Origin of the sequence: Streptomyces fildesensis, assembly GCF_016107395.1 — a bacterium.
Classification (GTDB): Bacteria; Actinomycetota; Actinomycetes; order Streptomycetales; family Streptomycetaceae; genus Actinacidiphila; species Actinacidiphila fildesensis.
The window spans coordinates 23,194-47,262 of sequence record NZ_JAAIKO010000029.1; the positions used below are offsets into that span (position 1 = coordinate 23,194).

General features: G+C 71.8%; 32 protein-coding genes and 1 riboswitch. Of the genes, 15 read left to right on the forward strand and 17 right to left on the reverse strand.

What is annotated here, in order from left to right; all coding sequences use genetic code 11:
* The first annotated feature begins 46 nt into the window (after positions 1-46).
* Positions 47-259 (forward strand): hypothetical protein, encoded by a 213-nt coding sequence (locus C6N31_RS28910; protein ID WP_138354526.1) that lies wholly within the window; start codon positions 47-49, stop codon positions 257-259.
* 51 nt (positions 260-310) lie between these two features.
* Here C6N31_RS28910 and C6N31_RS28915 read toward each other — a convergent pair whose 3' ends face one another.
* Positions 311-646, reverse strand: coding sequence for a DUF1330 domain-containing protein (locus tag C6N31_RS28915; RefSeq protein WP_138354525.1), 336 nt, complete (start codon positions 644-646; stop codon positions 311-313).
* A 290-nt stretch (positions 647-936) separates the two neighbouring features.
* On the opposite strand from C6N31_RS28915, the gene C6N31_RS28920 reads away from it, so the two are divergent.
* A complete protein-coding gene (locus tag C6N31_RS28920) occupies positions 937-1,503 on the forward strand; it encodes a hypothetical protein (protein ID WP_138354564.1) in 567 nt (188 codons plus the stop codon).
* Between the two features lie 39 nt (positions 1,504-1,542).
* On the opposite strand, the gene C6N31_RS28925 is transcribed toward C6N31_RS28920, so the two are convergent.
* Positions 1,543-1,740, reverse strand: coding sequence for a cold-shock protein (locus C6N31_RS28925; protein WP_138354524.1), 198 nt, complete (start codon positions 1,738-1,740; stop codon positions 1,543-1,545).
* Between the two features lie 169 nt (positions 1,741-1,909).
* Here C6N31_RS28925 and C6N31_RS28930 point away from each other — a divergent pair, with 169 nt between their 5' ends.
* Positions 1,910-2,350: a DUF4429 domain-containing protein gene (locus C6N31_RS28930; RefSeq protein ID WP_138354523.1), complete on the forward strand. Its 441-nt coding sequence runs from the start codon at positions 1,910-1,912 to the stop codon at positions 2,348-2,350.
* 82 nt (positions 2,351-2,432) lie between these two features.
* On the opposite strand, the gene C6N31_RS28935 is transcribed toward C6N31_RS28930, so the two are convergent.
* Both C6N31_RS28935 and C6N31_RS28940 read right to left on the reverse strand, forming a co-directional pair.
* Positions 2,433-4,031, reverse strand: a complete 1,599-nt coding sequence (locus C6N31_RS28935; protein WP_138354522.1) for an alpha/beta hydrolase — start codon at positions 4,029-4,031, stop codon at positions 2,433-2,435.
* Between the two features lie 94 nt (positions 4,032-4,125).
* Positions 4,126-4,920 carry a CTP synthase C-terminal region-related (seleno)protein gene (locus C6N31_RS28940; RefSeq protein WP_198358554.1) on the reverse strand — a complete coding sequence of 265 codons (795 nt, stop codon included), beginning with the start codon at positions 4,918-4,920 and terminating at the stop codon, positions 4,126-4,128.
* 76 nt (positions 4,921-4,996) lie between these two features.
* On the opposite strand from C6N31_RS28940, the gene C6N31_RS28945 reads away from it, so the two are divergent.
* Complete coding sequence (locus C6N31_RS28945) at positions 4,997-5,869, forward strand: LysR family transcriptional regulator (protein ID WP_198358555.1); 873 nt, start codon at positions 4,997-4,999, stop codon at positions 5,867-5,869.
* A gap of 50 nt (positions 5,870-5,919) precedes the next feature.
* Here the strand turns inward: C6N31_RS28945 and C6N31_RS28950 are convergent, their stop codons facing one another.
* The 7 genes from C6N31_RS28950 to C6N31_RS28980 all read right to left on the reverse strand — a co-directional run bounded on the left by C6N31_RS28950 (position 5,920) and on the right by C6N31_RS28980 (position 11,052).
* Entirely contained in the window at positions 5,920-6,381 is a 462-nt protein-coding gene (locus tag C6N31_RS28950; protein WP_138354519.1) for a type II toxin-antitoxin system PemK/MazF family toxin, read from the reverse strand.
* Complete coding sequence (locus C6N31_RS28955; RefSeq protein ID WP_138354518.1) at positions 6,378-7,241, reverse strand: urease accessory protein UreD; 864 nt, start codon at positions 7,239-7,241, stop codon at positions 6,378-6,380. Before C6N31_RS28955 ends, C6N31_RS28950 begins: the two co-directional genes overlap by 4 nt.
* Positions 7,238-7,930 carry an urease accessory protein UreG gene (gene ureG, locus C6N31_RS28960; protein ID WP_138354517.1) on the reverse strand — a complete coding sequence of 231 codons (693 nt, stop codon included), beginning with the start codon at positions 7,928-7,930 and terminating at the stop codon, positions 7,238-7,240. The genes C6N31_RS28955 and ureG overlap by 4 nt, the downstream gene beginning before the upstream one ends.
* Before the next feature lie 62 nt (positions 7,931-7,992).
* Positions 7,993-8,709: an urease accessory protein UreF gene (locus tag C6N31_RS28965; RefSeq protein ID WP_138354516.1), complete on the reverse strand. Its 717-nt coding sequence runs from the start codon at positions 8,707-8,709 to the stop codon at positions 7,993-7,995.
* Entirely contained in the window at positions 8,709-10,430 is a 1,722-nt protein-coding gene (locus tag C6N31_RS28970; protein ID WP_138354515.1) for an urease subunit alpha, read from the reverse strand. Before C6N31_RS28970 ends, C6N31_RS28965 begins: the two co-directional genes overlap by 1 nt.
* The gene (locus tag C6N31_RS28975; protein WP_138354514.1) at positions 10,423-10,734 is read right to left on the reverse strand and encodes an urease subunit beta; all 312 of its coding nucleotides are present in this window, start codon (positions 10,732-10,734) and stop codon (positions 10,423-10,425) included. The genes C6N31_RS28970 and C6N31_RS28975 overlap by 8 nt, the downstream gene beginning before the upstream one ends.
* Positions 10,735-10,749: 15 nt before the next feature.
* Positions 10,750-11,052 (reverse strand): urease subunit gamma, encoded by a 303-nt coding sequence (locus tag C6N31_RS28980; RefSeq protein WP_138354513.1) that lies wholly within the window; start codon positions 11,050-11,052, stop codon positions 10,750-10,752.
* A gap of 354 nt (positions 11,053-11,406) precedes the next feature.
* On the opposite strand from C6N31_RS28980, the gene C6N31_RS28985 reads away from it, so the two are divergent.
* A complete protein-coding gene (locus tag C6N31_RS28985) occupies positions 11,407-12,738 on the forward strand; it encodes a M28 family metallopeptidase (protein ID WP_381587217.1) in 1,332 nt (443 codons plus the stop codon).
* A gap of 72 nt (positions 12,739-12,810) precedes the next feature.
* Here the strand turns inward: C6N31_RS28985 and C6N31_RS28990 are convergent, their stop codons facing one another.
* Positions 12,811-13,110: a type II toxin-antitoxin system Phd/YefM family antitoxin gene (locus C6N31_RS28990; protein ID WP_138354512.1), complete on the reverse strand. Its 300-nt coding sequence runs from the start codon at positions 13,108-13,110 to the stop codon at positions 12,811-12,813.
* A gap of 56 nt (positions 13,111-13,166) precedes the next feature.
* Here C6N31_RS28990 and C6N31_RS28995 point away from each other — a divergent pair, with 56 nt between their 5' ends.
* The 5 genes from C6N31_RS28995 to C6N31_RS29015 all read left to right on the forward strand — a co-directional run bounded on the left by C6N31_RS28995 (position 13,167) and on the right by C6N31_RS29015 (position 16,279).
* Positions 13,167-13,802, forward strand: a complete 636-nt coding sequence (locus C6N31_RS28995) for an ATP-dependent Clp protease proteolytic subunit (protein ID WP_138354511.1) — start codon at positions 13,167-13,169, stop codon at positions 13,800-13,802.
* 5 nt (positions 13,803-13,807) lie between these two features.
* Positions 13,808-14,113: a hypothetical protein gene (locus C6N31_RS29000; RefSeq protein WP_138354562.1), complete on the forward strand. Its 306-nt coding sequence runs from the start codon at positions 13,808-13,810 to the stop codon at positions 14,111-14,113.
* Between the two features lie 321 nt (positions 14,114-14,434).
* Positions 14,435-14,598: riboswitch (cyclic di-AMP (ydaO/yuaA leader) on the forward strand.
* An 18-nt stretch (positions 14,599-14,616) separates the two neighbouring features.
* Positions 14,617-15,072, forward strand: a complete 456-nt coding sequence (locus C6N31_RS29005) for a C40 family peptidase (RefSeq protein WP_138354510.1) — start codon at positions 14,617-14,619, stop codon at positions 15,070-15,072.
* 149 nt (positions 15,073-15,221) lie between these two features.
* On the forward strand, positions 15,222-15,650 hold the full coding sequence (locus C6N31_RS29010; RefSeq protein WP_138354509.1) for a VOC family protein: 429 nt from the start codon (positions 15,222-15,224) through the stop codon (positions 15,648-15,650).
* Positions 15,647-16,279 carry a GNAT family N-acetyltransferase gene (locus C6N31_RS29015; protein WP_138354508.1) on the forward strand — a complete coding sequence of 211 codons (633 nt, stop codon included), beginning with the start codon at positions 15,647-15,649 and terminating at the stop codon, positions 16,277-16,279. The genes C6N31_RS29010 and C6N31_RS29015 overlap by 4 nt, the downstream gene beginning before the upstream one ends.
* Before the next feature lie 86 nt (positions 16,280-16,365).
* Here the strand turns inward: C6N31_RS29015 and C6N31_RS29020 are convergent, their stop codons facing one another.
* A complete protein-coding gene (locus C6N31_RS29020) occupies positions 16,366-16,794 on the reverse strand; it encodes an ATP-binding protein (protein ID WP_138354507.1) in 429 nt (142 codons plus the stop codon).
* A 242-nt stretch (positions 16,795-17,036) separates the two neighbouring features.
* Between C6N31_RS29020 and C6N31_RS29025 the strand changes: the two genes are divergently transcribed.
* The gene (locus C6N31_RS29025) at positions 17,037-17,924 is read left to right on the forward strand and encodes a helix-turn-helix domain-containing protein (protein WP_138354506.1); all 888 of its coding nucleotides are present in this window, start codon (positions 17,037-17,039) and stop codon (positions 17,922-17,924) included.
* 11 nt (positions 17,925-17,935) lie between these two features.
* Positions 17,936-18,172, forward strand: a complete 237-nt coding sequence (locus tag C6N31_RS29030) for a DUF397 domain-containing protein (RefSeq protein WP_138354505.1) — start codon at positions 17,936-17,938, stop codon at positions 18,170-18,172.
* Here the strand turns inward: C6N31_RS29030 and C6N31_RS29035 are convergent.
* Complete coding sequence (locus C6N31_RS29035) at positions 18,140-19,312, reverse strand: 8-amino-7-oxononanoate synthase (protein WP_138354504.1); 1,173 nt, start codon at positions 19,310-19,312, stop codon at positions 18,140-18,142. The two genes, C6N31_RS29030 and C6N31_RS29035, sit on opposite strands and share 33 nt — an antisense overlap.
* A gap of 202 nt (positions 19,313-19,514) precedes the next feature.
* Between C6N31_RS29035 and bioB the strand changes: the two genes are divergently transcribed.
* The 3 genes from bioB (at position 19,515) to bioD (ending at position 22,896) form a co-directional block, all read left to right on the forward strand.
* The gene (gene bioB, locus C6N31_RS29040; protein WP_138354503.1) at positions 19,515-20,783 is read left to right on the forward strand and encodes a biotin synthase BioB; all 1,269 of its coding nucleotides are present in this window, start codon (positions 19,515-19,517) and stop codon (positions 20,781-20,783) included.
* Positions 20,776-22,107 (forward strand): adenosylmethionine--8-amino-7-oxononanoate transaminase, encoded by a 1,332-nt coding sequence (locus C6N31_RS29045; protein ID WP_138354502.1) that lies wholly within the window; start codon positions 20,776-20,778, stop codon positions 22,105-22,107. The genes bioB and C6N31_RS29045 overlap by 8 nt, the downstream gene beginning before the upstream one ends.
* 69 nt (positions 22,108-22,176) lie before the next feature.
* Positions 22,177-22,896 (forward strand): dethiobiotin synthase, encoded by a 720-nt coding sequence (gene bioD / locus C6N31_RS29050; RefSeq protein WP_138354501.1) that lies wholly within the window; start codon positions 22,177-22,179, stop codon positions 22,894-22,896.
* Positions 22,897-22,928: 32 nt separating this feature from the next.
* Here bioD and C6N31_RS29055 read toward each other — a convergent pair whose 3' ends face one another.
* From C6N31_RS29055 to C6N31_RS29065, 3 genes are all read right to left on the reverse strand, one after another.
* Entirely contained in the window at positions 22,929-23,300 is a 372-nt protein-coding gene (locus C6N31_RS29055) for a fic family toxin-antitoxin system, toxin component (protein ID WP_138354500.1), read from the reverse strand.
* Positions 23,297-23,524, reverse strand: a complete 228-nt coding sequence (locus C6N31_RS29060; protein ID WP_138354499.1) for an antitoxin — start codon at positions 23,522-23,524, stop codon at positions 23,297-23,299. Before C6N31_RS29060 ends, C6N31_RS29055 begins: the two co-directional genes overlap by 4 nt.
* Positions 23,525-23,591: 67 nt before the next feature.
* The gene (locus tag C6N31_RS29065) at positions 23,592-24,014 is read right to left on the reverse strand and encodes a GNAT family N-acetyltransferase (RefSeq protein ID WP_138354498.1); all 423 of its coding nucleotides are present in this window, start codon (positions 24,012-24,014) and stop codon (positions 23,592-23,594) included.
* Between the last annotated feature and the right edge of the window lie 55 nt (positions 24,015-24,069).

Here is a 24,069-nt window from a genome sequence, read left to right on the forward strand (position 1 = left end):
CGCCACAAGAGATGCGCCGGGCCGCTCGAACGCGCAGCCTAGGGATATGGATCCAGAAGCGCAGCAGGTCGTCGTCTACCCGCTGGAGAACGGCACACGGCGGGTGACGATCGGCGGGACGCCGGTCGGCCGCGCGTACTCGCTCCCGGACATCGTGGAGTTCCTGCGCCGGGCCGGTCTGGACGACGTGGAGGTCGAGGACCATCCGCTCATCGACTGGCGTGGTGGCGGGCCCGAGGTGCAGGCCCGGCCCGAGTGACCGCTGGGGCGCTCTGCCCGGTTTCCGTCCCCGGCCCGGTGAAGACCGCTGCTAGAAGGGCAGTTTGGCCAGCGCCTCGGATCCCCGGTAGCCCTCGGGCACGCCCTCGGCGAAGATGACGTCCATCTCGATGTTGTCGGTCCTGAACGGGAGGATCGCCTGATAGGCCTCCGAGTCGTACCAGGCGCGGGCCTTGGCCCGGTCGGGGAACTCGATGATGATCAGGCCGCCGGTCCAGCTGCCCTCCAGGACCTCCCGCTCGCCGTCGTGCACGAGGAACCGGCCGCCGAAGGGGTCCATGGTGTCGGAGACGTGGCGCAGGTACTCCGCGATCTCCGGACTCGGGTTGACGATCTTGCGGACATAGGCGACGGCGTAGGTGGACATCGATCCTCCAGGGATGCGGTTGCTCCGGCTGTCACAGGTGCCGCTTCCGGCCCCTGCTGCTGAGCCCGACACTACGATCGGCCGCGCCCTGCGGAATCCGTCATCCTTAGGTACTTCCCGACACCCGTCGGCCCGCGCGTCCCCGCCGCGGGGCGTGGCTCTACCCTGAGCTGGTGCGCCACTTGATCAAATCCCCCGCCGCCGAAACCCCTGCCGCCGAGACCTGCGCGGTGCCCCCGCAGCGGTCCGTCACAGCAGCCGGTCCTGTCCGTGGAGCGGCCCGTACGAGGCTGGAGGCCACGGCGCGCATCGTCACCGATGTCCTGCAGCCCCGCAACGTCCTGCTCGCCGGTCTGGTCGGCGTCGGGACGGCCGCGGGGGGCAACGTGAGCGGTGCGGCGTGGGGGCTGTTCGCGGCACTGTGCGCCGGGGTCATTCCGGCCGCTTACATCGAGTGGGAGCGCAAGCGCGGCACCTGGGGCGACCGGCATGTCGTGGACCGTACGCAGCGGGCACCGATCTTCGCCGTCATCCTCGGCTCCATCGGGGTCGGTTCCGCGGTGATGCTGCTGGCCCACGCGCCGGCCGACATCCTCATCGCGATGGTCTCGCTGTGGGCGGTGACCGTCGTCCTGCTGGCCGTGAACACGTTCTGGAAGATCAGCGTGGACTCGGCGGTGGCCTCCGGCGTCGTCGCGCTGCTGGCCGCCGTCGCCTCGCCCTGGTGGCTCCTCGGCTACGTCCTGGTCGCCGCCGTGTGCTGGTCGCGCGTCGCGCTGACCTACCATTCCGTCGCCCAGACCGTGGCCGGCGCGTCGGTCGGCGCGGCGAGCGCCGCGATGTTCGTACTGCTGTAGACGCAGCCGATCCGCCGGGCGCACCGACCGCCGCGGTGGCTAGACGACCTTCACATTCAGCGCGTGCGGGCCCTTGGGGCCGTCGCCGAGCTCGTACTCCACCGCTTTGTCGTCGGCGACGTTGCCCTCGATGTTCTTGCCGTGGACGAAGACGTCAGGGCCGCCGTCGGCCGGGGTGATGAAACCGAAGCCCTTCCCCGGGTTGAACCACTTGATCTTGCCGTTGAGCTTCGCCATCGATGTGCCTTCGCCTCGCCTGGATGATCCAGCCAAGTTACCCGCTCCGCCGGGGTCCCCCGCGACACGCGGGCGTCCGCCCGCCCGCCGGCCTGCCCGATTCGTCGTATCGCCCCACGCGGACCTGCGCCGTGGAAGGATTCCGGTCCATCGGCGCTCAGGGGGCGACATGGATGCCAGCAGCAGGAATGTGCACGTCGATTTCGACGGTGAGCAGGTGACGATCCAGCGGCCCGGCCTGCTCAGCAAGCGGGTGGAGCGGCTTCCGGTCGCCCGGATCGGAGCCGTCCGCTGGAAGGCCGCCGGCTGGACCGGCTACGGGAGCATCCGCTTCATCCTGCTGGGCGGAAACACGGGAGGCACCGGCAGCGGCCCTGCTCCGAGAACCGACTCTTCGGTGTCCTTCGGCAAGGAGCAGCAGGCGGACTTCGAGGTGCTGTGCAGGGCCGTCGAGGCCGCGATCGGCAAGCAGTCCCGGGCCCCCAGAACGCCCGCCGCGCCGCCGCCCGTCTCACTGGCGGACGAGTTGGAGCGGCTCGCGGGTCTGATGAAGCGCGGCCTGCTGACCCGGCCGGAGTTCGAGCGGGCGAAACGCAAACTGCTCCGCTGACCTGGCCCGTCACGGCTCCCGGAAACGCCTCGCCCCGGTCCACGAGGACCGGCGCGAGGCGTTTCCGACCGAGCCGGGAGACCTAGGAAGCAGCGGGCACGGGAACGGCGTGCGGAGTGCACACGACGTCGTGACCGTCGAGCTTGCCCTTGATCAGGTAGTCGTCCACCCGGCTGTTGATGCACGGGTTGACCAGACCGGTGACGCCGTGCGAGCCGGCGCCGTTCTCCGTGATGAGCTCCGAGCCCTGCAGACGCCGGTGCATCTCGAGCGCCCCGGTGTACGGCGTGGCCGCGTCACGGGTGCTCTGCACGATGAGGACACCGGGCAGCCCGCGGTGCGACCGCACGTCGACCGGGGTCTGCTGCTTGACGCCCCAGGTGGCGCACGGCAGGTTCATCCAGGCGTTGGACCAGGTCAGGAAGGGGTAGTTCTTGTGGAGCTCCGTGTTGTCACGGTCCCACTTCTTCCAGCTGGTCGGCCACTTGGTGTCGGTGCACTCCACCGCGGTGTACACCGCGGTGCCGTTCTCCGACGAGATGTTGCCCGCGGTGTCGGACATGTCCGGCCCCGCGGCACCGACGAGCGCCTGGGTGTCACCCGCGCGGTACTTGCTCCACACGCCCGCGACACTGGCCCACGACGAGTCGTAGTACGCAGCGCCCTGGAAGAAGCCGAGCAGCTCGGCCGGGCCGACGACCCCGCCGATCGGGTTCGCCTTGGCGGCGGCGCGCAGGGCTTCCCATTGCGTCTGCACCTTCGCCGGGGTGTCACCGATGTGGTAGACGGAGTCGTACTTGGCGACCCACGCCTTCCAGTCGTCCCAGCGACCCTGGAAGGCCACGTCCTGGTCCAGGTTGTTCTGGTACCAGACCTGGTCGTCGTCCGGGTTGACCACACTGTCGATGATCATGCGGCGCACGTGGGTCGGGAAGAGCGTGGCGTACACACCACCGAGGTAGGTGCCGTAGGAGACGCCGATGTAGTTCAGCTTCTTCTCGTGCAGGGCGGCGCGCACCACGTCGATGTCGCGGGCCGTGTTGGCCGTCGTCATCTGCGAGAGCATCTGCGCGCCGGTGCGCTCCAGGCAGCCCTTGGCGTACGCGGCGGCGAGCTTGCGCTGCGCGAGCTTGTCCGCCTCACCGCTGGGCACCGGGTCGGCCTTGGGGGCCTTCACGTACTCCTGCGGGTCCTGGCAGGAGATCGGCGCCGAGTGGCCGACGCCGCGCGGGTCGAAGCCCACGAAGTCGTACGCCTTGGCGGTGTTCACCCACAGCGCCGACTTGTTGGTGATCCGGAGCGGGAACCGCATACCCGAACCGCCGGGGCCGCCGGGGTTGTAGAGCAGTGCGCCCTGGCGCTCGGCCGGGGTGCCGGTGCTGCCGGCCCGGTCGACCGCGATCTTGATGGTCTTGCCGAACGGCTTGGCGTAGTCCACCGGAACGGTGACGTAGCCGCATTGGACAGGGGCCGGGAAGCCCCAGTCGGCCGGACACGTGGCCCAGTCGATGCCCTTCTCGGCCGCACGGGCGGCCGCGATCTGCACGCCGATGGACTCGGCGAGTCCGCTCGGCCGGTGCTGGCCGGTGGGCCGCTTGTCTCCGGCGGTGGCCGCCGGAGCGGCGGCTATGGCGCCCGCTATGAGGGCGCCGGTGGAGACGAGCACAACAGTGCGTCTCAAGGAAATTCCTCCCCCTACTGACCCGCGACTTGTGGCCACGGTGATCACAGAGATTCGAAAGGATCCTTTCGGCTGTGAGGTGGCTGTGAACAGGTCACACCGGCGATTCTTTACCAACCCGTGACATGGTGTGCGACCTGGCGGCCTCGGCGAGCCCGCGGATGTAGGGATGCGGCACCGAGCCGTCCCCCGCGAGTTCCGGCTGGAAGAGCGTGGCCAGGAAGAAGGGGTGCCCCGGCAGTTCGGCGATCCTCGGCTGCCCGTCGGTGTCATGTCCGGTGAACCGCAGCCCGTGCTCCCGCAGTCGCGGCAGCAGGTCGGTCACCGGCCCGTAGTCGCAGTGGAAGCGCTCCTGCGTCCCGCGGCTGCCGAGCAGCCGTTCGGCGAGCGAGCCGGGCGTGGTGTGCACCGCTCCCTCATGGCCCACGAGGGAGCAGGCGAGCGGCGCGATGAGCAGATCACCGTCCCCGTCGGGGTTGTTCTCCGCGTGCCGGGCGTCGCCGAGGCCGCAGACGGTGCGGGCGAACTCCAGCAGCGCGTGCTGGAAGCCACCGCAGGTCCCGAGGAACGGGATGCCGTTCTCCCTGGCCGTGCGGACGGCCGCCAGCGCGCCCGCCTCACTGCGGTACGGGCTGCCGGGCAGCAGCCAGACGGCGTCGAAGCCGGCCACGGCGCCAGGCCGGGCGGCCTCCTCCGTCGGGATCCAGTACGCGTCGGCCGGCAGCCCATGACGCTCGCGCAGCGCGTCCAGCAGGACAGGGACCCGTTGGTGGGAGCGGACGGACGGAGAGCGGTCGCCGACCAGGGCGATCCGCGGGGCGGGGTACGGGGCGGGGTGCGCGGCAGGAACGGCGGCAGTGGCGGCGATATCCGCAGGTTCGGTGGTCATGGAGTTCATCCTGCGACCGGCCGGGCATCACGTCCAACGATGATGAGTGGTCCCCCCATCAGTGATACTGATGCTCATGGATCCGCATCTGCTGCGCACCTTCACGACCGTCGTCCGGCTCGCGTCGTTCTCCGCCGCCGCACGGGAACTGGGCTACACCCAGTCCGCCGTCTCGCAGCACATCGCCGCCCTGGAGTCCGATCTCGGGGTGGAACTGCTGGGCCGCCGGCCGGTGGCGCCCACCGAGGCGGGCACCCGGCTGCTGGAGCACGCGGGTCCGCTGCTGCTGCGGATGGCGGCGGCCCGCGCCGAGGTGGTGCGGGCGGCGCACTTCCCCGCGGCGCGGCTGGTGCTCGGCGCGTCCCCGCTGGCGTTCGGCGACCGTACGGCACTCGCTCTCGCCCGGCTCCGGGCCGCGGCGCCGCGCACCGACGTGACCGTACGGCTGCTGGAGCGGGCCGGAGTCGTCGCCGGGGTGGCCTGCGGTGACATCGATCTCGGCCTGGTGGACGGCGCGGCGGCGCCCAGCGATCCGCTGCGGCTGCCCGACGCCGGTCCGCTGCACACGGCCGGCGTCGGCGAGGAGCCGCTGGCCGTCCTTCTGCCGGACGGTCATCCGCTGGCCGCACGGGACGGCCTGCGGCTGACCGACCTGATCGACGCGCTGTGGCTGGACGCCCCGGACGCCGCGATCCCGCTGGGTGAACTGCGCGCGGCGTGCGGCAACGGCTTCCGCCCCGGGCCGCGTTACAACGGCGCGGACGTGCGGGCCGTGCTCGCCCTGGTGCGGGCCGGGCACGGACTGGCGCTGCTGCCGGCGTCGGTCGCCGGGGCCGGCGGCGTGCCGTTGTCCGCTCCGCGGCTGGTGCACCGCACGGAGTCGCTGCACCGGGGTGACCCGGGCCCGGCGGCGCTGCACCTGACGGAACTGCTCAGCGCGTCGGAGTGAGTGCGACCTGGCAGGGGCGCCCATGCGGGAGGGTCAACTCGCGGGCGCGGTCAGCTCCACCCGTAGCGCTCCGTCAGCCGTCCCACCACGCGGTCGAAGCGCGGACGGTCCAGCGCGCAGGCCTCCCGGCGCATCCCGTCGGGGTGCACGCGCAGCACGCGGTCGAGGTCGACCCAGGACTCGCGGCCGGCCGCGTCCCAGGAACCGGTGCCGATCGGCACCCATTCGCGGTCCTCGTCATGGCGCTTGCTGGACAGCTGGACCGCCAGCAGCGTGCCGGCCGACTCGCGGGCCACCACCAGCACCGGCCGGTCCTTGCCGCGGCCGTCGTTCTCCTCGAACGGCACCCATGTCCAGACGATTTCGCCGGGATCCGGGTCGCCGTCGCGGTCGGGCGCGTACGTCGTGCGTACCGGTCCGACCTCGTGGGGCTGTGCCTCGCGCGTCGCGGTCGGGCCTTCGCGGCCGGGGGACGGGGCCGGTACCGCTGCGTCGTTGATCGAAGTGCTCATCCGGCCACGCTAACGCGTCCTGCCGCGGCCGTCTTCGGGTGATGGGCACCGGAACCGTCACCGTTCGGCATCACCGTGCGTATCGCCGTGTCGAGCAGCCGGCGCAGGCACAACGCGTCGGGTGCCACGGCCGTGACCAGGACGGCGGGGCCGGCGAGCGGGGTGCTGACGGCCTGGCCGCTGTCCGGGTCCGCCGCGAGGATTGCGGCTGTCGGCGGCTCATCGCCGAAGTCGGGTGACACGACGAGCAGTTGGCCGACGGCACGGTACCGGTACAGGACCGCAGGACCGTCCCAGCCCGGGATGCCGGGACCGAACGACAGCTCCTGGTCCAGCAGGGGCTCCCCGGCGCGGTGGACGGTCAGCCGGGTGGTGAGCCGCCCCGGCCGCTCCCCCGCGCGGCCGAGGACCTGCTCGTCGCGGTAGACGAGCCGGGCGTCCGCCGCGAGCTCGACACGAGTGGTCATCCGCAGGTCGCTGCCCGCGGCCGCGATGACCTGCTCGGGCAACCAGCGCAGGACCGCGTCCTCGCCGACGTCCAACCGCACGTCGTACGTGGCGGGTTCACCGGACGTGCCCGGCAGCGAGATGGTCGCGGCCGCGCTGGTCACCGTCAGCTCGGCGCCCGCGCCCACCTCGGCGGACAGCTCCAGCCGGTCGCCACCCAGCGGGGCGCTCATCGCGCCGATGACCGTGACCTGGGCGCCGCGGCCGGTGGCCCGGGTGCGGCGCAGCGCGAACGGACCGTCGCCGGCGAGCACCGGCAGGGCGGTTCCGCCGCGCCCGTCGGCCACGGCGGTGATGCGGGCGGCGGCGCGGACTCCACCGGCGCGCAACCCGCCCGCGACAGCGGCGGTCATGCCCGGTCCGCGGTCCAGGCGGCGAGCCGCTCGCGGATCCAGTCGGCGACCGGGGCGATACCGCCCTCGGCGGTCAGCGCGGTGAAGACGACCGGGAGGTCGCCGCGCTGGGCCGCGGCGTCGCGCGCCATGACGCCGAGGTCGGCGCCCACCAGCGGGGCGAGGTCGGTCTTGTTGATGACCAGCAGGTCCGAGGTGGTCACGCCGGGCCCGCCCTTGCGCGGGATCTTGTCGCCGCCCGCGACGTCGATGACGAAGATCTGCGCGTCCACCAGTCCCTTGGAGAACGTGGCCGTGAGGTTGTCGCCGCCCGACTCGACCAGGACGAGGTCCAGCGGCCCGACCGCGTCCTCCAGGTCCTCGACGGCTTCGAGGTTGGCGGAGATGTCGTCACGGATCGCGGTGTGCGGGCAGGCGCCGGTCTCCACGGCGCTGATGCGCTCGGGGGGCAGGACCGCGTTGCGCAGCAGGAACTCCGCGTCCTCGCGGGTGTAGATGTCGTTGGTGACGACCGCGATGGACAGCTCGTCGCGCAACCGGCGGCAGAGCGCGGCGACGGTGGCGGTCTTGCCGGAGCCGACCGGTCCGCCGAGGCCGACCCGCAGGGCCCGGCGGGTGCCGTCGGGGCGCCGGGCGGGGGTGCCGTAGGTGTAGCGCTCGGGATAGGTGTCCGGGTGGTCGAGGTGCATGGTCGGCTCCGGGGTCGGTCGGACGGCGGTGGACGGTCGGGAGGTTCGCGGTCGTCCCGGGGTCAGGAGGCGAAGAGGCGGACGGGCCAGGCGGCGTGCTGCTCGGCGTGGATGTCGAGCAGCGGGGCGGACGCGGCGGGCAGCGCTTGGAGACCCTCCGTCGCGGCGCGGACGGCGGCCAGGGCGGCACGTTCGGCCACGGCGTCGAGTTCGGGAGCGAGGCGGGCCAGGACGGCGCCGACGGAGAAGGGGTCGAGACCGAGCAGCCGGACGGCGGCGGTGGTCGGGCCGGTGACGGATTCGTAGGCCGCCACGTGCGCCGCGTCCAGTGGGGTCAGGCCCGCGGCGCGGGCGGTGACGCCGAGCACGATCGGCTGATGGGCGCCGCGCGGCCGGGCGGCGGCGAGCCGGTCGAGTTCCGCGGCGGGCCAGGCGGCCCGCGCGGCGCGCATCAGTTGCCGGCCGAGTTTGCGGGCGGTGGCGCGCAGTACGGGTGACGGGGTGCGGGCGTCGGCCGCGGCGTCGAGCAGCAGCGGATCGAGGCCGGTGGTGGCCGCCGCGGCGAGCGCGGCGGCCACCAGCCCCGAGGTGTGCAGCCGGCCCCGGCAGAAGGCGGCGAGACTGGCCGGGTCATGGATGAGACCCGCCGTGACGGCTGCCTCGCCGCCTCCGGAGTGGGCGTGGCCGCCGGCCGGGAACCGTCCGTCGGCCAGCATCAGCAGCGCGGCCCTGGCGGCGGGGGCCGGTGCCGTCGCGGTCACCGTGGCACTCGGCGTCATCAGAAGAGGAAGTAACGCTGGGCCATGGGCAGTTCGGCAGCGGGTGCCGGTTCGACGACCTCGCCGTCGATGCGCACGGTGAAGGTGTCGGGGTCGACCTCGACCCGCGGCAGGGCGTCGTTCTCCCGCATGTCGGCCTTGGTCAGCGCCCGGGTGCTGCGGATCGGCAGGAACCGCTTGCCCAGGCCGAGCCGGTCCGGGAGGCCGTCGTCGAGCGCGGTCTGCGTGGTGAAGTTGAAGGAGTTGGCGGCCGGTGCCCGTCCGACGGCGCCGAACATCGGCCGCGGCAGCACTGGTTGGGGGGTGGGAATGGAGGCGTTGGCGTCGCCCATCTGCGCGTAGGCGATCTGGCCGCCCTTGATGACGAGCAGCGGCTTGACGCCGAAGAACGCCGGTTCCCACAGGACGAGGTCGGCGAGCTTCCCGGTCTCGACGGAGCCGATCTCCTGGTCCAGGCCCTGCGCCACCGCCGGGTTGATGGTGTATTTGGCGACATAGCGACGAGCCCGGTGGTTGTCGGCGCGCCCGTCCCCGGGCAGTGATCCGCGGCGCTTCTTCATCACGTGCGCGGTCTGCCAGGTCCGCAGCACGACCTCGCCGACCCGTCCCATGGCCTGGGAGTCGGAGCTGATGATGCTGATCGCGCCGAGGTCGTGCAGGAAGTCCTCGGCGGCGATGGTCGAGGGCCGGATGCGCGATTCGGCGAAGGCGAGGTCCTCGGGGACGGCCGGGTTGAGGTGATGGCAGACCATCAGCATGTCGAGGTGCTCCTCGACGGTGTTGACGGTGTGCGGCCGGGTGGGATTGGTCGAGGACGGCAGGACGTTGGGCCGGGAGACGACGGTGATGATGTCGGGTGCGTGCCCGCCGCCCGCGCCTTCCGTGTGGTAAGCGTGGATGCCGCGGCCCGCGATGGCGGCGAGGGTGTCCTCGACGAAGCCGGCCTCGTTCAGGGTGTCGGTGTGGATGGCGAGCTGGGCTCCGGTGGCGTCGCACACCGTCAGACAGGCGTCGATCGCGGCCGGGGTCGCCCCCCAGTCCTCATGGATCTTGAATCCCACCGCTCCGCCGCGCAGTTGGCTGTACATCGCCTCGGACGACACGGTGTTGCCCTTGCCGAGCAGTCCGATGTTGACCGGATACGCCTCCAGCGCCGCGAACATCCGGGCCAGGTGCCAGGGTCCGGGGGTGATGGTGGTCGCCCTGGTGCCCTCGGCGGGGCCGGTGCCGCCGCCGACGATGGTCGTCACCCCGGCGGACAACGCCTGGTCGACGACGGTCGGCGAGATGAAGTGGACATGCGCGTCGACCGCTCCGGCGGTGAGGATCCTGCCGTTGCCCGCGATGATCTCGGTCTCGGGTCCGATGACCAGGTCCGGATGCACACCGTCCATCGTCTCGGGGTTCCCGGCCTTGCCGATCGCGGCGATACGGCCGTCCCGGATCCCGATGTCCGCCTTGACGACGCCCCAGTGGTCCAGGACGACCGCGCCGGTGATGACGGTGTCGGGGGTGCCTTCCGCGCGGGTCGCCCGGGACTGGCCCATGGACTCGCGGATCACCTTCCCGCCGCCGAAGACCGCCTCGTCGCCGGAGCCGGCCGGGCCGCCGGACAGATCGCGTTCGACCTCGATCAGCAGGTCGGTGTCGGCGAGCCGGATCCGGTCGCCCGCCGTCGGGCCGAACAGGTCGGCGTATACGGCTCGGGTGAGTTCAGCCATCGAGGGCTCCCGCGGTCTCGCCGCGCAGCCCGGCGACGATGCGCGCACCGCCGATGGGCACCAGCTCCACCGCGACCGGGATACCGGGCTCGAAGCGCACGGCGGTGCCGGCGGCGATGGACAGCCGCAGGCCGTGCGCGGCCGCGCGGTCGAAGTCCAGACCGGGGTTGGTCTCGGCGAAGTGGTAGTGGGAGCCGACCTGGACCGGACGGTCGGCGGTGTTGAGCACCGTCAGCCGGGTGACGGGCTTTCCCTCGTTGAGCGGTACGGGCTCGTCGGCGTGGAGGATCTCTCCGGGAATCATCGGTGGGCCTCCTCGTCAGACGATCGGGTCGTGCACGGTGACCAGCTTGGTCCCGTCGGGGAAGGTGGCCTCGACCTGCACGTCCGGGATCATCTCGGGGATGCCGTCCATGACGTCGGTCCGGCTCAGCACCGTGCGGCCCGAGGCCATCAACTCGGCGACGCTGCGGCCGTCGCGGGCACCTTCGAGGATGTGCGCGGTGATCAGCGCGATGGACTCGGGGTGGTTGAGCCGCAGACCGCGCGCGCGGCGCCGGTCCGCCACATCGGCGGCGACGTGAATGAGCAGGCGCTCCTGCTCATGGGGGGTCAGTTGCACGGCCACACCTCACAGTCGATCGGGTGCGGAACGGTAGTTCGGCGGCGTTTCACCCGCGTTAACTCACGTTACGCGCAGTGCCCAGGTCGGAGCCGGCACCATGGTTCGGGCGGCCTGCCGTGTCGTGGGTCCCTGGAGCGTCTTTGCGGTTCCTTTGCAACGCCTTTGCCTGGCTTCGTCCGTTCACCGGAACTTCCTGTCCGGTTATCGCCCTTGACGCCTCATCCGGGACCGCCGGATCATCATGTCCGCATCAAAGAGACTTCTGGCCAGAAGACGCTCCTGCGCGCCGTGGTCGACGCCGCGGCGTGCCTCGTTCGTTCCGCGCCCCCACCACGGAAAACGGAGCACCACGTGTCCACAAGACTGACGCTGCGCCATGCCCTGACCGCCATCGGCGCGGTCACCGCGCTCTCGGCGGCCCTCATCGGCGCATCGCCCGCGGCCACTGCCGCGGCCCCGGCCGCCCCCGCGCCGACCGTCGCCGCACCGGACATCCCGGTCGCGAACGTCAAGGCGCACCTGACCCAACTGCAGTCCATCGCCACCGCGAACAGCGGCAACCGCGCCCACGGACGGCCCGGCTACAAGGCCTCACTCGACTACGTCAAGGGCAAGCTGGACGCGGCCGGCTACACCACGACGATCCAGCAGTTCACCAGCAGCGGCGCCACCGGCTGGAACCTCATAGCCGACTGGCCGGGCGGCGACGCCAACCATGTGGTGATGAGCGGTGCGCACCTGGACTCCGTCACCGCGGGACCCGGTATCAACGACGACGGGTCGGGCACCGCGGGCACCCTGGAGGTCGCCCTCGCCGTCTCGCGCGCCGGCCTGCAGCCCACCAAGCACCTGCGGTTCGGCTGGTTCGGCGCCGAGGAGCTGGGGATGATCGGCTCCAAGTACTACGTCAACAACCTGCCGGCCGCCGAGCGGTCGAAGATCGACGCCTATCTCAACTTCGACATGATCGGCTCGCCCAACCCCGGGTACTTCGTCTACGACGACAACGGGCCGCTCGAGACGGTCTTCAAGGACTTCTTCGCCACCAGGGGCATCCCGACCGAGATCGAGACCGAGGGTGACGGCCGTTCCGACCACGCCCCGTTCAAGAGCGCGGGTGTGCCGGTCGGCGGGCTGTTCAGCGGCGCGGACTACACCAAGACCGCGGCACAGGCACAGAAGTGGGGCGGCACCTCGGGCCAGGCGTTCGACGCCTGCTACCACCGCTCGTGCGACACCTCCGCCAACCTCAACGACAGCGCGCTGGACAACAACAGCGACGCCATCGCGTACGCGGTCTGGAACCTGAGCACCGGGACCACGACACCGCCGACCGGCACGGTCTTCGAGAACACCACGGACGTCGCCATCCCGGACGCGGGCGCGGCCGTCACCTCGTCGGTCACCGTCAGCGGTATCGCGGGCAACGCGCCCAGTGCCCTGCAGGTAGGCGTCGACATCGTCCACACCTACCGCGGCGACCTCGTCATCGACCTGGTCGCCCCCGACGGCAGCACCTACCGCCTGAAGAACTCCAGCGGCTCGGACTCCGCCGGCAACGTCGTGACCACGTACACCGCCAACGCCTCCAGCGAGGTCGCCAACGGCGTCTGGAAGCTCAAGGTCCAGGACGTCGCCCGCGTCGACACCGGCTACATCAACAGCTGGAAGCTGACCTTCTGACGCACTGAGCGCGCGCTGCACGGGCGCGCGAGCGCACACCGCACCACCTGTACGACGACCGCTCCGACCGTCTCATTCGCGGCCCGGACGCCGATCTCCGGCGTCCGGGCCGCGGTGTTCCGCGGCGATGCCGAAGCGGCGGCGTTCGCCCGTGGCGGACGCCCGGGAGCCGAACGAGGAGACCGTGCTGATCACCGGCTCCTCGGTCGCCGCATCAAGATCGCGCAGTCGCTGCAGGTCAGCGGCGGAGACCAGAGCAACGAGCGGCTTGCCGTGGCGCGTCAGCACCACCTGCTCACCGCCGTAGACAACGCGGTTGATCAGTTCCGCGAGCTCCGCACGCGCTTGTGTCACCGGTACTTCATGGGCCATGCTCCCCATCATATCGAGATGTACGTCCTGTACATTTTTTACATGGAGGTGCCGCCATGATCCGACCCACCGCCCGCTACGTCCTGCCCGAGTTCACCGAACGCACCAGCTCCGGGACCCGCACCATGGACCCGTACTCCAAGCTGCTGCAGGAACGCGTCGTCATCCTCGGGACCCAGATCGACGACACCTCCGCCAACGACGTCATGGCGCAGTTCATCCATCTGGAGAGCTCGGCACCCGGGCAGGACATCTCGCTGTACATCAACTCCCCCGGCGGCTCGTTCACCGCCATGACCGCGATCTACGACACGATGCAGTTCGTCACCTGCGACGTGTCCACGGTCTGCATCGGCCAGGCGGCCTCGGCCGCCGCCGTGCTGCTCGCCGCCGGCGCCCCCGGCAAGCGCATGATCACTCCGGGCGCACGGGTCCTCATCCACCAGCCGTCGTTCGGGCAGGCAGTGCAGGGCACCATCGCGGACCTGGAGATCCAGGCCCGGGAACTGCTGCGCACCCGGGAGAAGTTGGAGGAGCTGCTGGTGCGCCACACCGGACAGGAGCCCGAGCGGGTCAGCGCCGACATCGAGCGCGACATGATCCTCGACGCCACGCAGGCGCTGGCCTACGGCATCGTCGACCGCGTCACCCTCAGCCGGAAGACCAACGGCACCGCACACGGCATCCGGTGACACCGGTGGTGCCGGAACTGCCGCCGCTGCCGGCCCTGACGCGCTCCGAGGGCGAACTCGTCGACCGCTATCTGGAGATCGTGGACCTGCTGGGACGGATCAACCCGTCCCGCTCCCGCGACACCTACGGCGCGCTGCGCGCCGCCCAGGCCTTGGTCGGCAGGGCGACGGCGCTGCGCGAGGCGCTGGCGGTGATGCACGACCGCGGCGAGACCGAGGTGCACACCGGCACGCTGGGCAGGGCGCTGCGCGTCCTGGACGGTGAGCGGCGGACGTCCCTGGTGGTCGTCCCGCCTCCGCCGGGCCACTGAACGGCCCATCGGGGGCGACATCCGGCCGCACGTTCGGAGTAGTCACCCTTGCGCGTGACGGGTGGATGTTGCAGCACCGACTTGCGACGTCCGCCCGTCACGGTCGGTGCTTCCGCCCCAGGTCAACCGGCGTGCGCCAGGGCGGAAACGGCAGCGGTCGGCGTTCCGTCCACCCAAATAGGTGATTGGTGACGAGAATCACATAAAGCCGTTTGTGTACCGATCCGAGCGCATTCGTGAGTCATGCTCCCTTCGACGACAAGACCCCGCCGCCGTGGTGGGGCGGTCCGAGCGGACGCCCAATCCTGCCGCCGCCCGGATGCCCGGTCGACACTGCAACGGCAGGAACGGAGGACCCAGGCACGACGGGGCCGGCCCAGCGGTATCCAGGCCGTCCCCTTGGGGTGAAGCCGCGTCAGCGGCCGGGATTCTTCGCCTGCCCGAACCCGACAGGTCATCCTTCGCAAGCGGACGACGAAGGGTTTCGCATGGCCACGTTCGGCATGTCCACACGTCTGTCCCGTTTGGGGGCCGCCTCGGTCCTCACCGCCGCCGCTGTCGCGGTCCCCGCCCTGTTGCCGGCCACCGCCACCCACGCCGACGCGGCCACCGCCTCCGCCAAGGCCCTGAGCGTCGCGGCGTCGAAGAAGGGCTCTCCGTACCAGTACGGCGCCGCGGGGCCGAACCGTTTCGACTGCTCCGGACTCACTCTGTACTCGTTCAACAAAGCCGGCAAGAAGCTGCCCCGCACCACCGGCGCCCAGTACAACAGCACCAAGCACATCGCGGCTTCAAGCCGCCAGGCCGGCGACCTGGTGTTCTTCCACACCGGCAGCAGCGTCTACCACGTGGGCATCTACGCCGGCAGCGGCAAGATCTGGCACGCCCCCAAGACGGGCACCCGGGTCCGGCTGGAGAAGATCTGGACCGGCAGTGTCTGGTACGGGCGGGTCCGCTGACGCACCGCGGGGCCCGGCCGTCCGGGCCCCGCTCGGCCGTTGGGCGACGCGGGCGGAGCGGCGGAGCGGGCGGATAATCCCGGCAAGGACGCCTGCCGGACGGATATGTTGACCCCGCTCGGGACCAACCCTCCGGCCGGGAGCCGTATATGACCTATCTCAACCCCGTCCACCACATCACCTTCGACGCCGCCGATCCGTACCGTCTCGCCGTGTTCTGGTCCGAGTTGACCGGCTACGTACTGGAGGACTCCGACCCGGGTGACTCCGAGGTGCTCATCGATCCGGGCCAACCGGGTGTCCCCGGAATGCTGTTCATCCGGGTGCCCGAAGGCAAGTCGGCCAAGAACCGGGTGCACCTGGACATCCAGCCGCCCACCGGTACCCGCGACGAGACGGTCGCGCGGCTGACCGGGCTGGGCGCGACAGTGGTCAGTGACCAGCGGAGGCCGGACGGAACGGGATGGGTGTACATGGCCGACCCGGAGGGCAACGAGTTCTGCGTCGAGCGCAGCGCCCCCGAACGCGCCCGGGCGGCGGCCGGGACGACCCAGGCGGCTGAAGCACCTCAGGCATGAGCCTGCCGCGGATCCTGGCCGATGTGGAGAAGGGCGTCCTGCCCGCCCCGGACGGCGGGGTGACCCTCGTGCCGCAGCCCTCGGAGCGCGACGCCGGAGTCTTCTCCTTCGCCGCGCACGCCGTCGTGTTCACCGATACCGACCACGACTGGATGCGCGGTCTGCTGACCCCCGGCGATCTCGCCGCGCCGCTCAGCCCGGCGTTCCTGGACGCCCTGGGCCGGCGCGTCGGCCGGCGGGTGGAGAACATCGACATGATGGTGCTCGCCCAGCCGCTGCCGGGGCCGCCGGATCTGCGACTGGAGCCGGCGACCGACCGCGCCCATCCGCGGATCGTCCGGGCGCTGCAGCGCCGTGACGACGTACGGGCCTGGACGACACCTGGCGGCACCGTGCTGATCGGCCGCGGCGTCGGCGGCCGCTGGGAAGCGGCCCTGGAGGTCGACCCCGGCGCGCGCGGAACGGGCCTGGGCCGCCGCCTCGCCCGCGCCGCCCGCCACCTGGTGCCCGGCGGCCGTCCGCTGTGGGCCCAGATCGCCCCGGGAAACGCCTCCAGCGTGCGCGCCTTCCTGGCCGCCGGATACGTCCCGGTGGGTGCGGAGGCGCTACTGGTCGCGGACCACGGCTGACGTTCCCGGGCCGGGCTCCCACACCTCGATCACGGCACACCGGTCGCGGCGCCCCGATCACGGCACACCGCTCGCGGCCACACCGGTCACTGCACCGGGACCGCCCAGGGGAGCATGATCCAGACGGTCTTGCCGCCGTCCGGCGTGGGGGTCACCGAGAGCCGGCCGCCGGACTCCGCGGTGAGATGGCGGATGATGACCATGCCGCGCCCGTTGTCCTGCTGGACGGCGGCCGGCAGCCGCTGCGGCCAGCGCGGATGGCTGTCGGTGACCCCGATCCGCAGGTGTTCGGACCGCTCCAGCTGGACGTCCACGGTGAAGGTGGGTGACTGGCCGAGGGTGTGCAGCACGGCGTTGGTGGCGAGTTCGGAGACGATCAGCCGGACAGCGTCGACTGCGGGCGCGTTCTCGGGCATCCCCCAGTCCGCCAGCAGCCCGCAGACGTACCGGCGGGCCGTGGTGACCGAGGCGGGGTCGCTCGGCAGGGTGACGGATGCTTCCTGGAGGTCTGCCATGGCGACGCTGTCCCTTTCCCGCCGTGCCCCGAGACTCCGTCGTGCGGTCTGCCCGCAGGGAGCCGCGGACGGCTACTTCGCGCCAGAGTGCCACCTATGGTGCCGCTATTGCGGCCGATCCACAGCGATATGCATATATCTGTCGCTCAAAGCGGTGAACCCTGCTACGCGAGAACGTATTCAGGCGCAGACTGTCGCACTGGTGACGGTCTGAAAAGTTCCTTCAGGAAGGGCGGCGCGCGATGCAACGGATCCCCGCGGTACGACGCCGAAAGCTCGGAGCGGAACTCCGGCGGCAACGCGATCTGGCCGGGATGACGAGCGGCGAGGCCGCCCGCAGGGCCGGCTGGCACCAGCCGAAGGTGAGCCGTATCGAGACCGGCCGCAGCAGCGCGCGGCCGGAGGACGTGGCCTGTCTGCTGGACATCTACGGGGTCCGCGACCGTGAACTGCGCGACCTGTTGGCGACCTTGGCCGGGAAGGGTACCCAGCGCGGCTGGTGGCACGACTTCCGCGACGTACTGCCCCCGGAGTACCGCGACTTCATCAGTCTGGAAACCGGCGCCGGCCGGGCGCGCACCATGGAGAACAGCGTGGTGCCCGGCCTGCTGCAGACCCCGGCGTACGCCCGCGCGCTCACCCGCTCGGTCCTCCCGCAGCTCGGGGCACGGGAGGTCGACGCCCTGGTCGAGGTGCGGACGGCCCGGCAGGCCGTGCTGGAGCAGGATTCCCCGCTGGAGCTGCACGCTCTGCTCGACGAGGCGGTGCTGCGGCGCAATGTCGGCGGAGCACAGGTCATGGGGGCGCAGTTGCGACACCTCGCGGAAGCCGCCAGGATGCCGCGGATACGGCTGCAGGTTCTGCCCTTCGCCGCGGGCGGCCACATAGGTGTTACGGGATCTTTCGTAATCTTCTCCTTCCCGCTCATTGCCGATCTGGACGTTGTTGTTATCGACCATTTGACGAGTAGTCTCTATGTGGATCGACAAGAGGATCTCAGGGCCTACAGCGCCGCGTTCGACCGATTGCGCTCCCACGCCCTGTCGTACGACGACTCATTGGCGTTCATTTCCGGGATCGGCTCCGGGAACGACTCCTGGATCGGCTCCGGGAACAGCAAAGGCGCGTAAGGAGGCACCATATGCCGGTACTGCCTCGGTACGTTTCCTCCAGCACAACTCCTTGTGCGACGCGGTGGCAACGCAGCAGCTACAGCACCGCGGCCAACAATTGCGTCGAAACGGCCCGGTTGTCCGCAGGACAGCTGGCCGTGCGCGACTCCAAGAACCCCGAGGGACCGGTGCTGCTGTTCGCGCCGGCCGCCTGGGACGACTTCGTACGGGCGCTACGCGCCGGTGAGTTCGCCGGACCGGGCTGAGTCGCGAGGCGCGGTGCGCACGATCACCCCGACCGCCTCGGCGATCTGCTGATCCGTCAGATCGCCGCGGGCGGTCAGCCGCAGCCGCGAGATGCCGTCGGGCACCGACGGCGGGCGGAAGCACCCCACCGCCAGGCCTGCGTTCCTGCAGTCCGCCGCCCACTGGAGCGCCTCCCCGGCCGACGGGGCACGCACCGCGACCACACAGGCGTCCGGCCGGGCCGACCGCAGCCCCGCCGCGGTCAGCCGGTCGTACAGCTGCAGGGCCACCGCACGGGCCCGCTCCGCGCGCTCCGGCTCACCGCGCAGCAGGCGCAGCGCGCCGAGCGCCGCGCCCGCCGCGGCGGGCGCGAGCCCGGTGTCGAAGATGAAGGTGCGGGCGGCGTTCACCAGGTGCTCGATCACCCGGGCCGGGCCGAGCACCACTCCGCCCTGGCTGCCGAGCGATTTCGACAGCGTGGCGGTGACGACCACGTCCGGCGCGCCGGCCAGGCCCGCCGCCCAGGCCGCGCCCCGGCCGCCCTCGCCCAGGACGCCCAGTCCGTGGGCGTCGTCCACGAGCAGTGCCGCGCCGTGCTCGCGGCAGGCGGCGGCCAGTCCGGTGAGCGGGGCCGCGTCGCCGTCGACGGAGAAGACCGAGTCGGAGACGACGACGGCGGGCCCGTCGTGCGCGTCCAGCGCCTTGCGCACCGCTTCCGTGTCGCGGTGCGCGACGACCTCGGTGTCGGCGCGCGACAGCCGGCAGCCGTCGATCAGCGAGGCGTGGTTGGAGGTGTCGGAGACGATGAGCGTGCCGGGCCCGGTCAGCGCGGTGACAGCGGCCAGGTTCGCGGCGTAGCCGGAGGCGAAGACCAGGGCGGCCTCGAACCCGCAGAATTCGGCGAGCTCCGCCTCCAGTTCGGTGTGCAGCTCGGTGGTGCCGGTGACCAGCCGGGAACCGGTGGAGCCCGCGCCCCACTGCAGGCAGGCGTCGGCCCCGGCCCGGGTGACCTGGGGGTGCCGGGCCAGTCCGAGGTAGTCGTTGCCCGCCAGGTCCAGCAGTGTCGACTCCGCCTGCCGCGGTCGCAGGGTGCGGACGAGGCCGGCCTCGCGGCGCCGCTCGGCGTGGGCGTCGATCCAGTCGAACGGGTCGCGGCTCATCGGGGTCCCTGGGGTCGGCGGGGCGGGCTCTGGCGGGTCCGCCGGGGGGTCCGGCGGTGCGGTGCGGAGGTGCGGGTGGGCCTGGCAGCAACGTACTGGTCGGGCCGCCCGGACAGGGTGTGGCGATACACACACCTATAGCCACCCCTGTTGTGCGGTCCATCATTGGCTCTCGGCCCCTCGGTGGGCCAGGATCGCCCCTATGGATCTGCTGAACACGCTGGTGGACAAGGGGCTGCGCCGAGAGCTGCCCACCCGGGATGAGGCGCTTGCCGTACTGGCGACCTCCGACGATGACCTGCTCGATGTGGTGACCGCGGCCGGCAAGGTGCGGCGCCAGTGGTTCGGGCGCCGTGTGAAGCTCAACTACCTGGTCAACCTCAAGTCCGGGCTGTGCCCGGAGGACTGCTCGTACTGCTCGCAGCGGCTCGGCTCCACGGCCGGGATCCTGAAGTACACCTGGCTCAAGCCGCACGAGGCGGCGGCCGCCGCGACGGCCGGTGTCGCGGGCGGGGCCAAGCGGGTGTGCCTGGTGGCCAGCGGGCGCGGTCCCACGGACCGCGATGTGGACCGGGTCTCCCGGACCATCGAGGCGATCAAGGAGGAGAACGAGGGCATCGAGGTGTGTGCGTGCCTGGGCCTGCTCTCCGCCGGTCAGGCGGACCGGCTGCGCGAGGCCGGCGCGGACGCGTACAACCACAACCTGAACACCTCCGAGGCGACGTACGGGGGCATCACCACCACGCACACCTACGCCGACCGGGTGGACACCGTGCAGCAGGCACAGGCGGCCGGGCTGTCCGCGTGCTCCGGTCTGATCGCGGGCATGGGCGAGTCCGACGCCGACCTCGTGGACGTGGTGTTCGCGCTGCGTGAGCTGGACCCGGACTCGGTGCCGGTCAACTTCCTGATCCCGTTCGAGGGCACCCCGCTGGCCGAGGAGTGGAACCTCACCCCGCAGCGCGCCCTGCGGATCCTGGCGATGGTGCGGTTCGTCTGCCCCGACGTGGAGGTCCGGCTCGCCGGCGGCCGCGAGGTGCACCTGCGCTCCCTGCAGCCGCTCGCGCTGCACCTGGTGAACTCGATCTTCCTGGGCGACTATCTGACCAGCGAGGGCCAGGCCGGCCAGGCCGACCTCGACATGATCGCCGACGCCGGCTTCGAGGTGGAGGGCGCGGGTACGGTCACGCTCCCCCAGCACCGCGCGGACGTGGCGCACGCCGGCGGCGGCTGCGGCTCGCACGAAGCGGGCGGCGGCTGCGGCTCGCAGAACGAGGACGCGGGCTGCGGTTCGCACGCCGACGGCGGCGGCTGCGGTCCCTGTGGCGGCGCGGCGCAGGGCGCACCCGAGCCGGTGGCGGAGCCCGCGGGCGCACCGGACCAGGAGCCGGTCCCGGCGGGTGCCGCCCGCACCGGACTGGTCGCCGTCCGCCGGCGCGGAGCGGGAACGGACCTGCCGCCCAATGCCTGAGCCTCTCATCACGCCGCCGGCTCCGGTGGCGCTGACCCCCGATGCGCTGCTGGCGCTGGACCGGGAGCACGTCTGGCATCCCTACGGGCCGATGCCCGGCCGTCAGGAGCCGCTGATCGTCGCATCGGCGTCCGGGGTCCGGCTGCGGCTGGCCGCCCCGGCGGAGGGCAGGACCGAGCTGATCGACGGCATGGCGTCCTGGTGGTCGGCGATCCACGGCTACAACCACCCGGTCCTCAACGAGGCCGCGCGCGGCCAGCTCGACCGGTTCAGCCATGTGATGTTCGGCGGGCTCACCCACGAGCCCGCCGTCCGCCTCGCGGCGCGACTGGTGGAGATCACCCCGGAGCCGCTGCGCCATGTCTTCCTCACCGACTCCGGCTCGGTGTCGGTCGAGGTCGCGGTCAAGATGTGCCTGCAGTACTGGCGTTCGCTGGGCCGGCCGGCCAAGCAGCGGCTGCTGACCTGGCGCGGCGGCTACCACGGGGACACCTGGCAGCCGATGTCGGTGTGCGACCCCGACGGCGGGATGCACGAACTGTGGTCGGGGGCGCTCCCCCGGCAGGTCTTCGCCGACGCGCCGCCGTCCGGTTTCGTCGCCGAGCCCGACCCGCGTTACGTGGCCCATCTGCGGGAGCTGATCGGCCGTCACGCCGATGAGCTGGCGGCGGTGATCGTCGAGCCGGTGGTACAGGGCGCCGGCGGGATGAAGTTCCACTCCCCCGCCTATCTGCGGGTGCTGCGCGAGGCGTGCGACGAGCACGACGTGCTGCTGGTCTTCGACGAGATCGCCACCGGCTTCGGCCGCACCGGCGCTCTCTTCGCGGCGGAGCACGCCGGGATCTCGCCCGACGTGATGTGTCTGGGCAAGGCGCTGACCGGCGGTTATCTGACGATGGCGGCGACGCTGTGCACCACCCGGGTCGCCGACGGCATCTCGCGCGGTGAGGTCCCGGTTCTCGCGCACGGCCCGACGTTCATGGGCAACCCGCTCGCGGCGGCCGTCGCGTGTGCCTCGATCGACCTGCTGCTGTCGCAGGACTGGGCGGGCGAGGTCAAACGCATCGAGGCCGGACTGCTCGACGGACTGGCGCCCGCCGCCGCGCTGCCGGGCGTACGGGACGTCCGCGTGCTCGGGGCGATCGGGGTCGTCCAGCTCGACCATCAGATCGACATGGCCGCGGCCACCCGGGCCGCGGTGGGGGCGGGTGTGTGGCTGCGCCCGTTCCGTGATCTGGTGTACATCATGCCGCCCTACGTCACCGGGGACGAGGACGTGGCGCGGATCTGTGCGGCGGTCCTGGCGGCCGCGCGCGCGGGCTGACAACCGGGGGCGGACGGCGCGGAGCGGTCGGCGCGCCGTCCGGCATCGACACGAGGAGGAAGCGGTCACATGGCGGTACTGGCGGTCACGGGGACGGGCACGGAGATCGGGAAGACGGTGGTGACCGCGGCGGTCGCCGCGGCCGCACTGGCGCAGGGGCTGAGCGTCGCCGTGCTCAAACCCGCCCAGACGGGCCTGGCGGAGGGTGAGCCGGGTGACGCGGCCGAGGTGGCGCGGCTGGCCGGCGGGGTCACCGCGGTCGAACTCGCCCGCTACCCGGAACCGTTGGCGCCCGCGACCGCGGCCCGGCGGGCAGGACTGCACCCGGTGCGTCCGACCGAGATCGCCGAGGCGGCCGCGAAGCTGTCCGCCGTGCACGACGTGGTGCTGATCGAGGGCGCGGGCGGACTGCTGGTGCGCTTCGACGACGGCGGCTCGACCCTGGCCGATGTGGCGAAGCTGCTCGGCGCCGCCGTACTCGTGGTGGTGCCCGCCGGTCTCGGCACGCTCAACACGGCCGCGCTGACGACGGAGGCGCTGGCCGCGCGGGACCTGCGGTGCGCCGGACTCATCGTCGGCAGCTGGCCGGCCGAACCGGACCTGGCGGCCCGCTGCAATCTGACCGACCTCCCGGAGTCGGCGGGGGTGCCGCTGCTCGGGGCGGTCCCGGCCGGTGCGAGCACCCTCACCCCGGAGGAGTTCCGAGCCGCCGCGCCGGGCTGGCTGGCCCCGCAGCTCGGCGGTGTCTGGGACGCCGAGGAGTTCACCCGGACCGAGGGACGCGGCTAGGGCGTGTTGCGAAGTCCCGTCCGGCTATCCGGCTATCCGCCCCAGCCGCGCAGCTCGTCCGCGATCCGGCCGACGCCGGCGGAGCCGTCCTTGACCAGCCGGGCCAGATCGCGGACCTGCTCCGGTGAGGTGGTGACCTTGAGTCCGCTGGCGACGAGGTAGGCGTACGCGACCGCCGAGGCGAACATCGCGTTGGACCGCTCCAGGGCGGGGACGTGCACGAGTATCTGCAGCAGTGCGGCGGCGCGGTCGTGCGGGTCGGGGTAGACGGGGGTGCCGAAGATCTCCGCCTGGTGCCGGCTCACCGCCGCGAGCAGCGCGCCCCAGTCGGTGACCTGTGGGTCGCCCGGGGTGTTGTGCTCGGCGACCATGAGCAGCCAGGCCAGGTCGATACGCAGGCTCAACGGCTGCCTTCGCGCTCCGTGCCGAACTCCTCCGCGAACACCGACTCGTAGCTCTTCATGAAGTCGGCCGCGGCCTCGACGAAGGTGCGTCCGCGTTCACCCGCGTCCTGCTGGACGAGCTCTTCGATGTACCGGTTCACGCTGATGCCCCGGCGCGAAGCCCGGTCCCGGGCCGTTTCGGCGGTGGACTCTTCCACCCGCACGTTCAACTGGGTCTTGGCCATACCTACAAGCTAGCGCCGATCCGCTAGTAGCGGCAAGTGGGCCACGGCGGATCCCGCCGGCCGGCGGCTACCTCAGCGGCTTGGTCCAGCGCCGCCACGGCTCCTCGGGGCCATAGCCGGCCGCCTTCCAAGCGTGGTGCGCCAGCTCGTTGCGCTGCAGGACCATCGCGTCCGCCCGCCGCCCGCCCAGCGCGACGAAGCGTTCCTCCGTCGCCGCCAGCAGCGCCGCGGCGATCCCCTGGCGCCGGGCGCCGGGGTGCACGGCCAGCCGGTAGATATGGCACCGCCAGCCGTCGAATCCGGAGATCACCGACCCCAGGAGCACACCGTCGCGTTCGGCCAGGAGCAGCGCCTCCGGGTCCCGGGCGATCAGCCGGGCCACGCCCTGCTCGTCGTCACTGATGCTGGCGCCCTCGGCCGCCACCTGCCAGAAGCCGAGTACGGCCGCGATGTCCGAGGGGGCCGCCGCGCGGATGTGAAGGTCGTTCATGCGGCGCAGTCAAACAGCCGGCTCGCCCCCGCGGCCAGTGGTTTCCGTCCCGTCA